The organism is Gordonia sp. UBA7860 (genome assembly GCF_002500165.1).
GTDB classification, from domain to species: Bacteria; Actinomycetota; Actinomycetes; order Mycobacteriales; family Mycobacteriaceae; genus Gordonia; species Gordonia sputi.
On the sequence record NZ_DLSO01000071.1, the window covers coordinates 1 to 12,137 of the forward strand.

Sequence of the window (12,137 nt, forward strand, 5' to 3'; positions counted from 1 at the left end):
CAGGTCGAGGTCATGCGCGACAGACTGCTGCACCTGTTCGCCGACGATGCGACGCTCGAACCGCGCGACGTCCTGATCATGTGTCCCGACGTCGAGTCGTTCGCGCCGCTCATCCGTGGTGCCTTCGGTCAATCCGGCCTCGACCACCCGGCGTTCAACCTCCGGGTGCGCCTGGCCGACCGCGGTCCCCGTCAGGTGAACCCCGTCCTCGACGTGGTGGCGTCGATCGTGGAACTCGCCGCGAGTCGAGCAGCGGCAGGCGACGTCGTCGACCTGTTGAGCCGTTCGCCGGTTCGGTCCCGGTTCGCGATGGACGACGACGATCTCGACATGATTCGGGAGTGGTTGGCGCACAGCAACATTCGCTGGGGTCTTGGAGAGAATGAACGCGCCCGATTCGGACTGTCCGGCTTCCGGCAGGGGACCTTCGCGAGCGGAGTCGATCGCATCGCTCTCGGAGCAGTCGCCGAGGAGGCCGACGGCGAGTGGTTGGGCACCGCGCTCCCGCTGGCAGGTGTGGAGAGTACCGAAATCGACTTGGCCGGCAGGTTCACGGAATTCGTCGACCGGCTCGCAGACCTCTTCGACCGCATGGGCGCTCGTTCCTCGCGTGCAGCGTGGCAACAGACGCTGATCGACGTCGTCGACCAGCTGACGCTGTCCGATCCGGGCGAGGAATGGCAACGGGCACAGGCGGTCCGGGTGATCACCGACGCTCTTGACGCCGATGAGTCCGATTCGCAGCATCTGCTGCTCGCCGACATCCGCGACCTGATGGCCGGGGTGGTGGCGGGGAGACCGACGCGCGCCAACTTCCGGACCGGCGAACTGACGGTCTGCACAATGGTGCCGATGCGTTCGGTGCCACACCGTGTGATCGTGCTCCTCGGAGTCGACGCCGACACTTTCCCGCGCGCACAGCGCACCGACGGCGACGATGTCCTGGGCCGTGATCCGCTCGTCGGGGAACGGAATCCGCGCGACGAGGACAGGCAGCTGTTCCTCGATGCGATCGGCGCCGCCGGGGACTCGCTTCTCGTGTTCTACAACGGAGCTGACCCGGTGAACGGCAGCCGCATCCCGCCCGCGGTGGTCGTCAGCGAACTCGCCGAGAGCGTCGCCACCCTGCGAGGACTCGACAACCCGTCCGACGTCGTGATCACCCACACCCTGCACGGATTCGATCGGTTGAATTTCACCCCCGGCGCGATCGGTTCGATCCCGACACCGTTCAGCTTCGACGCCGAGTTGCTCGCGGGCGCACAGGCTCTCGACGCAGATGCGGTGCCGTCCGCGCGATTGTCCGACGCCGAGGTCGGCGATCTCGAACCCACCGACATCGAGTTGCGCGACCTCGTAGCGTTCCTCGCGAATCCGATCGAGGGCTTCGTGCGTCAGCGACTCGGGGCACGGATGCCAGACGACGATCGGGCGCACACCGACGAACTCGACGTAGAACTCGATGCTCTCGACAGGTGGGGCGTCGGCGACCGATTCCTACGACAGATGCTCGCGGGCGACGATCTCGTCACCTGTCAGGCAGCAGAGCTGCGACGTGGCAACCTGCCCCCATACGAGTTCGGGCGCCGTGAATTGGTCGAGATCTCCGAAACGGTGTCACGTGTGTACGACGCGGTCGCCTCGGTACGCACGCAGCCGCCGGTCACCCGCGACGTCGTCGTCACATTGCCCGACGCTCGTCGCGTCCACGGCAGCATCGCCGACATCGTCGAGAACTCGCCGTTCGGAACGACTATCGTCACCGCGACGTACTCACGTGTGCGGGCCAAGCAGCGATTGACCGCGTGGGTGGGATTGCTGCTCCTCGCGGCGTCGGCCGCCGACGCGTCACCGCCGTCGGCGCTCGTCGTCGGCCGCGGCGGCGCGGGAGCGGTTGCCCAGGCCATGCTCACTGCTCCCGACGACGCACGCGCCGTGCTCAACGATCTGGTGCGTCTGCGCGATCTCGGGTTGCGCTCGCCGCTTCCGCTGCCGCTCGAACCAGCGGAGGAGTACGCCACCAAGGTGCGCGCAGGCGTCCGTTCGGAAGCGGCGGTGGAGACCGCACGACGCAGCTTCGACGGAATGTTCGGCGCGGGCACCGACACCTACCTGCGCTTTGTCTTCGGCGCCGACGTGACGTCGTCGGTCGCATTCGACGAGATCCTGCGGATGTCGACCTCCGACGACCCCCGGTGGGCCGGGCTGACCTTGCCCGGAGAGGCTGAGGCGCCGCTGTTCACCAGGCTCGCTCGCGCTCTCTGGAATCCACTCCTCGACCACGAGACGATGTCATGACCGAAGCGCGCACCATCCCCGACACGGGGGCACCGGGGTCCGAAACCGCCGCTGCACCACAGCCTTTCGACGTCGCGGCACCGTTGCCCGGCGGCACAACGGTCCTCGAGGCCAGTGCGGGGACAGGTAAGACGTACGCGATTGTCGGTGTCGCTGCTCGAAAGATCGCCGACGGCCTGCCGATCGACAAGCTGCTGTTGGTCACGTTCAGTCGCTCGGCGAGTGCCGAACTGCGCGAGCGCATGCGCGCACGCCTCGCCGACCTCGTCGTCGCTCTCGATCCGGCCCGCGTGCACGCCGATCGTGACGGCGACGACGACCCGGTGCTACGTGCGGTGCTGACCGGTAGCCCCGACGACATCGCCGCGCGCCGTGGACGTCTCATACAGGCGCTCTCCGATTTCGACGCGTCGACGATCGCGACGACGCATACGTTCTGTAACCGGATGCTCGAAGCGCTGGGCTTCCTCGGCGAACGCGAACTGATCTACGACGTCGTCGAAGACACCGACGACATCGTCGAACAGACCGCGCTCGATCTGTACCTGTCGTCGTATGCGGGTGATGCCGACCGCCCACCGTTTTCCGTCGGTGAGGCGATGGCGATCGCGCGTGAAGCCGTCCGCAGCGCGGGGGTGCCGCTGGCGCCGCAACCCGACGACACCGCAGACGCCACACCCTCGGCCGCAACCCAGCGCGTGCGGTTCTGCGAGCGCGTGCGCAGCCGCGTCGAACGTCGGAAGCGCCTCGCGCGACTGCGGACCTACGACGACCTCCAGACGATCCTGTACCGGGTCGTCACCGACCCGGAGTTCGGTGAGGCGGCGTGCAAGCGCATCCGGGCGTCGTTCGAGCTGATCCTCGTCGACGAATTCCAGGACACCGACCCGTTCCAGTGGGAGATCCTGCGGCGCTGCTTTCACGGGCATCGACAACTGGTTCTCGTCGGCGATCCGAAACAGTCGATCTACGCGTTCCGTGGTGCAGAGGTCCGCAGCTACCTGACGGCCGTCGACGTCGCCGATTCGCTCCGTGCGCTCGACACGAATCACCGTTCCGATGCCGACCTCGTGACCGCGCTGGATCGGATCTACGGCGGCGCGAGCCTCGGCGACCGATCGATCACGGTGCACCCCGTTCGGGCCGCGCGGTCGGGGAGTCGGATCTCCGGTGCACCGGCTCTGCGCATGCGCGCCCTGTCGCGAAGCGACTTCACCATCCGCGGAAAGAGCGGATTCCCTTCGGTTGCCGACGTTCGGTCCGCGATCACGGCCGACGTCGCGAACGACATCGCCCGGCTCCTCACCTCCGACACCCGGCTCGACACAGGCGACGGACCACGCGCTGTCACCCCGGGCGACATCGCGATTCTCGTTCGCACGAACGGCACCATCGAGCCACTGCAGCGTGCGCTGTCGGAACTCGGTATCGCCTCAGTCGTCGGCACCGGGACCAGTGTCTTCCGTACGATCGGTGCGCTGCACTGGTTGTGGGTTATCCGTGCGATCGAGCAACCGGCGCGCGCCGACCGCGTCCGACTTGCCGCGTTGACGCCCCTGATCGGTTGGGACGCAAGCGAACTCGCGGAGGCTACCGACACCCGCCTCGCAGAGCTGTCGTCGATGTTCGCCGAACTGGGTCGAGTCTTCGCCGACGGTGGGTTCGCGGCGCTGTCTCAGCGTCTCCTCGCAGCCGAGAACGTCGCTGGCCGAGTGCTCGGAATCGAGGACGGCGAACGTGCACTGACCGATCTGCTGCAGGTGGCGTCGCTGGTGAACAAGCACGTCGTCGAGAACGAGTGTGGGTTGGCGGGTGTCGTGGAGTGGCTTGCGGATCGCATCGCCGATGAATCACAGTGGCGGCGCCACGAGGATCAGACCAGACGTCTCGACCGCGACACACATGTCGTGCAGATCATGACTGTCCACGCGAGCAAGGGACTGGAGTTCCCGATCGTGTACGTACCGTTCGGTTGGGACGCCGCGCGGGTCTCGAAGCCGAAAACCTTTCGCTACCACGACGATGCCGGTTGCCGTCACCTCGACGTCGGTGGCGAGGGGACTCGCGGCTGGGGTGAGCGGATCGCGCGTCGTAACGAGGAGGAGGCGGGCGAGGACCTCCGCCTGCTCTACGTCGCATTGACGCGCGCCTCGTCACAGGTCGTCATGCACTGGGCACCGTCGTTCAACACGTCGAAGGGTCCACTGCACCGATTGTTGTTCGGACGCCGACAACACGCAGGCGAGACGCGACGCGGCACTGACGCCGAGACCGTGCCGACCTCGGTGAACGTGCCGGACGACCACACGTGCGTGTCGACGCTGCGTGCGCTCGCGGCCGATCCGCCGGTGTCGATCAGTGTCGAGCACGCCGACGACTCACCGGCGCCGGTGTGGACACCGCCCGATGACGACGACAGCCGTCCTGAACTCGATGTCGCGCGGTTCACCCGCACGATCGACCAGCAGTGGCGCCGCACCTCGTACTCGGCCCTGATCGCCGGTGCCGCGCACCAACATCCGACCCTGACAACCGGTAGCGAACCCGAGGTCGGTTCCGCTGCCGAGGGCGAGTTGATCACCGACGAGCCTGTCGATCCCGCCGACAGGGTCGACTCCGGCGATCCTTATGCGGCAACGGATCCGGCAGCCGCGCAGGCTTCGACGCTTCCCGACGGAACACCGTCGCTGATGAACGGCATGCCATTCGGAGCGGCCTTCGGAACACTGGTCCACGAGGTGCTCGAATACGTCGACACCGCAGCACCCGACATCGACGACCATGTCCGCGAACTGTGTGCCACGTCCGCGACCAGGCACGCGCTCGACGTCGACGTCGATGATCTCGCCGCCGCGCTACGTGCCGTACTGACAACCCCACTGGCGTCGCTCGGAGGCACCCTGTGGTCGGTCGGGCCGCGCGATCGGCTGGCAGAGTTGGACTTCGAGTTCCCGCTCGGTAATGCGGCGTCGACGCCGTCTGCCGCGGCGGTGCTGTCCGACGTCGCCGCCCTGATGAATCACCATCTCCCCGAAGAGGATCCGCTACGCGCCTACGCCGAGTCACTCGCCGAGATTCCGCCGCGCGCACTGCGCGGCTATCTCACCGGAAGTATCGACTCGGTGCTCCGCACATCCGACGGCCGATACGTCGTCGTCGATTACAAGACCAACCGGTTACGTCCGGGCGAGCTGAGCGCGGAAGACTTCACCGCCGATGCAATGGCCGCAGAGATGATCGGCGCACACTATCCGCTGCAGGCACTGCTCTATTCCGTTGCGCTGCACCGCTATCTTCGCTGGCGACTACCCGGCTACACGCCTGCCGAGCACCTCGGTCCGGTGCAGTACCACTTCGTGCGAGGGATGGTGGGCGCCGACACCCCACCGGGTTGCGGTGTCTACGAATGGGACATCCCCACCGGGTTGGTCACCGAGTTGTCGGATCTACTCGGGGGCATCGAAGGGGGCGACGACCGGTGAGCACCGACAATCCCGGTGTGCTGTCCGTCGACGATGCGCGGCGGGTTCGCGACGCCGAGGGCATCCTCGCAGACGCGAACGTCGCAGGCCTTTTCGCTGCGTCCGATCTGCACATCACGTCGCGCATGGTCCGCATGTGTGGCGAGCCGGTCGCGGTCGCGGCTCAGGTCGCCATCGCACTCGCCGTGCGCTCGGTGCGCCTCGGGTCGACATGTTTTGCGCTCACCACCGTCGACGAACTCCCGGGCACGCAGGCACTCGCGCTTCCGAGTGCCGTCGAGATGCTCGCCGAACTTCGCGATTGTCCGCTGGTCGTCGGCGCCCGCGGGTCGACGCTGCAGCCCGTGGTGCTGATGGACTCCGACGACGGCCCGTTGGTGTACCTACAGAAGTACTTCCGCCAGGAGCAATCGATCCGCCAGACGCTCGCCAACCGTGCGACCAGCGCACCTGACGTCGATGTCGAGGCGGTGCGGGCGCAGGTTGCCGAGGTGTTCGCTGACAGCACCGCAGAGCCTCGGCAGCGCCTCGCCGCCGAGGTTGCCGCCTCACACTGGACGTCGATCCTCGCCGGTGGCCCGGGAACGGGAAAGACGTACACCGTCGCTCGGATTCTCGCGGTTCTCGACAGTGTCGCGGGGGGAGATCTCCGCATCGGGATGTGCGCACCCACTGGTCGCGCTGCAGCCCAGTTGCAGGCGTCGGTCGACCTCGACGGTACGTTGCCCACCTCGGTGCGGGCGGTGACCGTGCACAGCCTTCTCGGCTGGCGGCCGGGCTCGACGCCGCGGTACGGTCTGGCCAACAAGCTGCCACACGACGTGATCGTGGTCGACGAGACATCGATGCTGTCGATGACCGCGATGAGCCGACTACTCGACGCCGTGCGCTCGGATGCGCGATTGATTCTCGTCGGCGATCCCCATCAGCTGGCTTCGGTGGAGGCGGGTGCGGTCCTCGCTGACCTCGTCGAGCGCGCTCCCGGCCCACCATCGGTTCGGGCGTCCGCGCCGACGGCAGGTGATTCCTCGATCGAGATGAATGCCGACGAATCAGCGCGTCTGAGAGACGGAGTGGTCACGCTGCGTCGGGGTTTTCGATTCGGCGGACAGATCTCACGCGTGGCCGATGCGGTCAATCGTGGCGACGCAGATGCTGTCGTCGACCTCGTCACCTCGGCCGACATCGACGACGTACAACTCGTCGCGCCCGACAAGCTCGACGCTGTTCACGACGACATCGTCGCATGGGGCACGGCACTGCACCGCGCGGCAGATACCGGTGACGTCGACGCCGCATTGGCCGCGCTCGACTCGCACCGGATCCTGTGCGCGCATCGTGAGGGACTCTGGGGCGTGCGTGGCTGGCAGCGACGCGTCGCCGACTGGCTGTCGGAGTCGCCCGGCCTTCCGCGGATCGAGCTCGACTCGATGGTGTGGTCCGTGGGTGAGCCGCTGCTGGTGACGTCGAACGACCGGCAGACCGGGACGTTCAACGGCGACAGTGGAGTGGTGGTCCGTGCCGGTGGCGAGACCGATCCCGATCGCTTCGAAGTCGCATTCCGCCGTGGCGCGCAGGAGCGGCTGATCGCACCGGTGCAGCTTCCCGACGTCGCGCCGGCATACGCGATGACCATTCACCGCAGCCAGGGAAGTCAGTTCGGTGGTGTCACCATCGTGCTGCCGCCCTCGGGATCGGAGCTGCTGACCCGCGAACTTCTCTACACCGCAATCACGCGTGCACGTACTCGTGTGCGAATCGTCGGAACGCGAGAAGTGTTGGCCGAGGCCGTCACTCGCCGTGTCCATCGGGCGAGCGGGTTGCGGTCGGCGGTCCGCGAACTGGCCTGAGTCAGAGGTCGCAGCCGTTGGCGATGAGGTCGCGGCGGAGGAAGCATTCGGTGCCAAGGGCCAGATCACGTTGTGCGCGCGGCAGATTCATCAGCGCGGAGACGGTGGATCGTCGTGCCAGTTCTGACTTGTGAGACTCGATCGCGCGAACTTTGTGCTCGATCCATTCGGATACGTCGAGTTGAAGTCCGAGCGTGTGCGCGGGCGTACCGAGAAAGTCGCCGGGCTGTAGTCGAGGGAACAGTGTGTCGGCCAGCTCGGCGACCATCCAGTCGGCGATCGTCGCGAAGTACAGCGAGCGCACCTGCCACGCCGGTAGGTCATCGCGGTACAGGGTCGGGGTGGCCGCGGCATCGGCGGCAGCACAGGTGATCCTGTGTGCCCTGATGTGATCGGGGTGTCCGTAGATCCCATACGGGTCGTAGGTGACGAGGACGTCGGGTCGTCGACGTCGGATGTGGCGGGCCAGCTCGGCGACCTCGCTGTCGAACGACGCATCCGTCAACCGTTGATGTCCCGGCGCGGACTCCGGCACCTTCAGGTCCGCGTAGTCGAGCAGTATCGGTTCGTCGTGTACACCGAGTTCGCCGAGTGCGTCGAGCAACTCGCGATGTCGTGGAGTGCCCGACATCCACGTGCACATCACCACCGAGACCTCGCCACCTGCGGCGATAGCGCGGGCGATCAGGCCGCCGGTCCACAGCGACTCGTCGTCGGGGTGTGCATGAACGAGCATGATGCGCGGCGTCGACATCCTTCGCTTTCCAAGGCTCGGTGGTGCTGCGGTCGTTTGGTGCTGGGTCGATTGTGTCCGGGCGCGGTGAGGTTCGCCGCCCTCCGACCCTCCTCAGAGTACTGCGCGCAGCGTCGGTAAAATTCTCATGTCGCGCACGTCGCACCCACGTGGTCGCGATGGCATCGAATCGGCAGACAATGCGCACAGTCGTACTGATCCGGAGGCACTTGATGAGCACACAGTCGGAAACCCGCGAATTCCAGGCAGAGACCCGTCAGCTGTTGGACCTGATGGTTCACTCCGTGTACTCGGATAAGGACAGCTTTCTTCGGGAGCTGATTTCGAACGCGTCCGACGCGCTCGACAAGCTCAGACTCGAATCGCTCGTCGACAAGGACCTCGACGTAGACGCCTCCGATCTGCACATCACGCTCGAGCCGAGCTCTGGTGACAGCGCCGAGCGCACCCTCACCATCCGCGACAACGGCATCGGAATGTCACGCGACGAGGTCGTCGAACTGATCGGAACGCTTGCGCGCTCCGGCACCGCTGAGTTGCGTGCCAAGCTCGCGCAGGCGTCGGATTCCGCGGCGACAGAAGAGCTGATCGGACAGTTCGGCATCGGTTTCTATTCGACGTTCATGGTCGCCGACAAGGTCACCCTCGTCACTCGCAAGGCGGGCGAGCAGACCGGAACCCGTTGGGAATCAACGGGTGACGGCACCTACACGGTCGCCGATGTCGACGACGCGCCGCAGGGAACGTCGGTGACGCTGACGCTCAAGCCTGCCGACGCCGAGAACCACCTCTACGACTACACCGACCAAACGAAGCTCCGCGCACTCGTCAAGCGTTACTCCGACTTCATCGCGTGGCCGATCCGGATGGACGTCGAGAAGACGACGACCACTCCGGCCGAGAACGAGGGCGACGAACCGGTCACCACGACCAGCACCGAAACCGAGACCATCAACTCGATGAAGGCGCTGTGGTCGCGTTCGCGCGACGAGGTGTCCGACGAGGAGTACAAGGAGTTCTACCGCCACGTCGCGCACGCGTGGGACGATCCGCTCGAAATCATCACCCTCAAGGCCGAGGGAACGTTCGAATATCAAGCGCTGCTGTTCATCCCGTCGCAAGCACCGTTCGACCTGTTCATGCGTGAACGCACCGGCGGCGTGCAGCTCTACGTCAAACGGGTGTTCATCATGGACGACTGCGACGAGCTGATGCCCGAGTACCTCCGCTTCGTGCAAGGCGTGGTCGACGCCGCGGATCTCTCGCTCAACGTGTCCCGCGAGATCCTCCAGCAGGATCGCCAGATCAGAGCCATTCGTCGTCGACTCACCAAGAAGGTGATCTCGACCGTCGACGAGATGCGCGCCGCCCGTCCCGACGACTACCGGACGTTCTGGGACAACTTCGGTCGCGTCTTCAAGGAAGGTCTCGTCAACGACGCCGACAACCGCGATGCACTGCTCAAGGCATCGGCATTCGAAACAAGCCACGCCGCAGACGAATTGACCTCGCTGGCCGATTACGTCGGCCGGATGTCCGACGCACAGAAGTCGATCTACTACTTGACCGGCGAATCCCGTCAGCAGATCGAGAACTCGCCGCATATGGAAGCATTCCGGGCCAAGGGGATCGAGGTGCTCTTCCTGCACGACCCCGTCGACGAGATGTGGGTCTCGGGCGGCGTCGAATTCGACGGGAAGCCGTTCCGCTCAATCGCAAAGGGCGAGGTAGATATCGACGAACTCGACGGTGACACAAGCACTTCCGACGAGTCAACGGATGCGCGCACCGCCGAGTTCGAGGAACTGCTGTCCTGGCTCGGCGAGGCGCTCGACGCCGACATCAGCGAAGCCCGCCTCTCGCACCGTCTCACCGAGTCGGCGGCGTGTCTCGTCGGCGACACGTATTCGATGTCGCCACAACTCGAACGCCTCTACCGCGCATCGGGTCAGGAACTGCCGAAGACCAAGCGTGCGCTCGAGCTCAATGCCGATCATCCGCTGGTCACCGGACTCAACGCGGCGTTCAAGGCCGACGCCGACCATTCCCGACTGACCCCAACGGCCAAACTCATCTACGGGATGGCGTTGATCGCCGAGGGTGGGGAACTCGACGACCCCGCCGATTTCGCACGCCTGCTGACGGGAACGCTCACCGCCTCCGTGGCCCCTGCAGCCAGCGGCGACTGACCATCATTCGCCCGTCCGACCCGACTGCGTCAGATCGTTGTGGTTCGTTTAAGGTTGGTCCGATTCCGACGAGTCCGACAGCAAGTCTGACGAGCCACAGAGGCTGCTGCGTCGGCGACGACAAGGGGAGATGCCGCCGTGAGTTATCCGCACGATCCGTTCCAGCCGGGTGATTCGACGCCGCAGGGTGCGGCACCGCAGGGTCCTTCCGGCGGGCGTGAAGCGGCCTTGAGCGACGGCAAGTCTGCTGGCGGGTACGCGCCATACGGACAGCCATACGCACAGCAGAGCCCCGAGCAACCGGCGTACGGGCAGTCAACGCCATACGGACAGGGCGGCCACGATCAATGGCAGGCGGCGCCGACCGGAACGACCACCGACCCGACGGTGAACTTCGGTCAGCAGCCGAACCAGACGTATGACGCGAACTTCGGCCAGCCGCAAGCCGGTCAAGCCCAGTACGGCCAAGCCCAGTACGGCCAACCGCAGGGCTATGGGCAGCAACCGGGCGCTGCGTGGGGTGCGCAACCAGCGATGGGTGGCGGGGGAGTGCCGCCGCAACAATCGAAGCAGAAGAACAAGCGTCTCTTCCTACTTCTCGGCATAGGTGGCGGCGTCCTCGTCGTGATCATCGCCCTCGTGGTGACGCTCATCGTTGTATTCACCGGCGACTCGGGTCCCGGAGGTTCGCCCAAGGCCGCAGTCCAGACCTATCTGGAGGGTCTCTCGAACGGCGACGCCAAGAAGGCGCTGAGCGTCGTCAGAACACCGCCGTCGGACAAACTCCTCACCGACGAGGTGCTCAAGAAGCAACAGGCGATCGCCAAGATCTCCGACATCAATGTGCGCGAGCCGTCGACGTCGTTGTCGTCGATGGCCACGGTGAAAGCCACGTACAAATTCGGAGATCGCAACGCTGACGTCGATTTCATGCTCAAGAAGTCCGACGGCAAGTGGACCGTCGACAATGGAACGATCCCGATCGACGTCGACGACACCCGCGTGCCACAACTGACCGCGTTCGGTGTCGACGTCAGCAAGGACAGCAAGGTCTATGTGTTCCCGGGGCCGGTCGAGTGGGGATCGAGCAACCCGAATTTCACGGTCAAGGCTGATCAATCGAGCGAATTCCCGCTGGGGCCGACCTACGCGTCATACAACTCGCTCAAAGTCGAGCTGAGCGACCGGGGCACCAAGGCTGTGGCAACGGCCCTCGACACGTACTTCACGAACTGCGCGGGTTCCACGCAGGCGGACGCGTCGAAGGACAAGCCGGGATGTTCGCAGTCGCTGTACCAGTCGGTCGTGCCGGGCAGCGTCCGATGGACCAAGCCGAACGACATCACTCAACTCAGGCTCAGCCCGGATTACGAGACTCCCACCAGCGTGAAGGTGTACGGCAGTGTGGAGTGGCCTGCCACGTACATGTCGACGTCATCCGGTCCGGGAAGCTACACCGACAGCGACTTCATCAGTGGCACTGTCGACCTCGCCGCCTCCGAACCCACCTTCACCTCGGCTCGGTGACGAACCGTAGATGACCACCAGCAAGGCGGGCCGCGCC

Annotated in this window: 6 protein-coding genes; 5 read left to right on the forward strand and 1 reads right to left on the reverse strand. The window is 65.6% G+C overall.

The features are described from left to right. The 3 genes from B3T59_RS09350 to recD form a co-directional block, all read left to right on the forward strand. Positions 1 to 2,298: exodeoxyribonuclease V subunit gamma (locus tag B3T59_RS09350; protein ID WP_287002090.1), on the forward strand; the 2,298-nt coding region annotated here is incomplete at its 5' end. After that, complete coding sequence (locus B3T59_RS09355) at positions 2,295 to 5,780, forward strand: UvrD-helicase domain-containing protein (RefSeq protein ID WP_287002091.1); 3,486 nt, start codon at positions 2,295 to 2,297, stop codon at positions 5,778 to 5,780. The genes B3T59_RS09350 and B3T59_RS09355, both read left to right, overlap by 4 nt. Further along, positions 5,777 to 7,630 carry an exodeoxyribonuclease V subunit alpha gene (gene recD, locus B3T59_RS09360; RefSeq protein WP_287002092.1) on the forward strand — a complete coding sequence of 618 codons (1,854 nt, stop codon included), beginning with the start codon at positions 5,777 to 5,779 and terminating at the stop codon, positions 7,628 to 7,630. The genes B3T59_RS09355 and recD overlap by 4 nt, the downstream gene beginning before the upstream one ends. A gap of 1 nt (position 7,631) precedes the next feature. On the opposite strand, the gene B3T59_RS09365 is transcribed toward recD, so the two are convergent. After that, complete coding sequence (locus B3T59_RS09365) at positions 7,632 to 8,384, reverse strand: PIG-L deacetylase family protein (protein ID WP_064905352.1); 753 nt, start codon at positions 8,382 to 8,384, stop codon at positions 7,632 to 7,634. A 212-nt stretch (positions 8,385 to 8,596) separates the two neighbouring features. Between B3T59_RS09365 and htpG the strand changes: the two genes are divergently transcribed. Together htpG and B3T59_RS09375 are read left to right on the forward strand one after the other, a co-directional pair. Then, positions 8,597 to 10,573: a molecular chaperone HtpG gene (htpG, locus tag B3T59_RS09370; protein ID WP_287002093.1), complete on the forward strand. Its 1,977-nt coding sequence runs from the start codon at positions 8,597 to 8,599 to the stop codon at positions 10,571 to 10,573. Between the two features lie 138 nt (positions 10,574 to 10,711). Then, entirely contained in the window at positions 10,712 to 12,100 is a 1,389-nt protein-coding gene (locus B3T59_RS09375; RefSeq protein WP_287002094.1) for a hypothetical protein, read from the forward strand. Positions 12,101 to 12,137: the final 37 nt, after the last annotated feature.